The organism is Staphylococcus rostri (genome assembly GCF_002902145.1).
Taxonomy (GTDB): Bacteria; Bacillota; Bacilli; order Staphylococcales; family Staphylococcaceae; genus Staphylococcus; species Staphylococcus rostri.
Genome location: NZ_PPRF01000133.1, coordinates 1 through 1,253, shown reverse-complemented (window position 1 = coordinate 1,253; position 1,253 = coordinate 1). Strand labels below are relative to the sequence as shown.

The following is a 1,253-nucleotide window of genomic DNA, read 5'->3' as shown; positions in this document are numbered from 1 at the left end:
TTTATTGATTTGGTGTGGTAACCTCAATAATAACATGAAATTCACGTGGCGTTTTTTTGTCTAAAGGTGGCTAAGTTGATTATAAAATCCACCAAGAAATAGGTTTTTATAATACTTTAAGACACTCTTCATCTACTTATGCTTTAATCGAGGGTCTCGATTATACTAACCAAGATATTAAGATAGCTGCTAAACCAATAGAATATTTAATATCTAATTATTTATTTGAAAAAGACGGAAAAGGCTATATATTTGATGATACGGAAGAAATAAATGAAATTAAATTAGGTCAAAGTGCTGCCTTTATATTTGCAATTTGTGAATACTTAAAATATGAAAAGAATGATAAATTCTTGAAAGCCGCTCAAAGTGTCGCAGAAGGTCTATTAAGTATGATTGATGTAACCAATGGAGATACGACGCATGTATTAAACTATCCGGATTTATCGGTTAAAGAAAAGTTCCGTATCATTTACTATGATGGTGAAGCAGCTTTAGCATTATTAAGATTATATCAGAGAGATAATAATGAGAAATGGCTTAATGTTGTTAAAACGATGTTTGAAAAATTTATAGAGAAAGATTACTGGAAATATCATGACCATTGGCTTGGATATTGTACTAATGAATTAATTCAAATCAATCCAGATGAAAGATATTTTGAATTGGGTATTAAGAATGTATCTGGATACTTAGATTATATTTATCAAAGGGAAACAACTTTCCCAACGTTTCTTGAAATGATGATGGCAACGTATCACTTAGTACAAAAAGGAAAATCACTTGGACTGGATGATTTAATTAAGAAGAATATTGATGAAGAGAAGTTTATGAAAACTATTCATAAGAGAGCAGAATATCAAAGAGTAGGATATTTCTATCCAGAAATAGCAATGTATTTCAAGAATCCGAAAAGAATTCTTAATTCATTCTTTATAAAGCACCATGGTTATCGTGTGAGAATAGATGATATAGAACATTATCTATCAGGGTATGTTCAGTATCAAAAAGTATTTAAAAAGTAAAAAGGAACAAATGTGCATTCTATAAATGCACATTTGTTCCTTTATTCTTTAATATCATATTTACCTAGAAATAAATCATATATGAATGACTTTGAATTGTCGTCTAAGTATTTATTACTTAACATTTTTAATAAGTCAACTTTAGTCGTTTTAAAAAATTTAACTGGTGCATGTTTTCCGCGTTTAATAAGATTTGTATATCGATTTAAAAATATAGAAAGTAAATTC

General features: G+C 28.4%; 2 pseudogenes. One reads left to right on the top strand and one right to left on the bottom strand.

Annotated elements, in window-relative coordinates:
• Window positions 1-92: 92 nt before the first annotated feature.
• Window positions 93-1,025, top strand: a pseudogene (locus tag CD122_RS11420) (poly(glycerol-phosphate) alpha-glucosyltransferase); the annotation flags it as partial.
• 41 nt (window positions 1,026-1,066) lie between these two features.
• Here the strand turns inward: CD122_RS11420 and CD122_RS12180 are convergent.
• Window positions 1,067-1,253 (bottom strand): annotated as a pseudogene (locus CD122_RS12180) (glycosyl transferase); the annotation flags it as partial.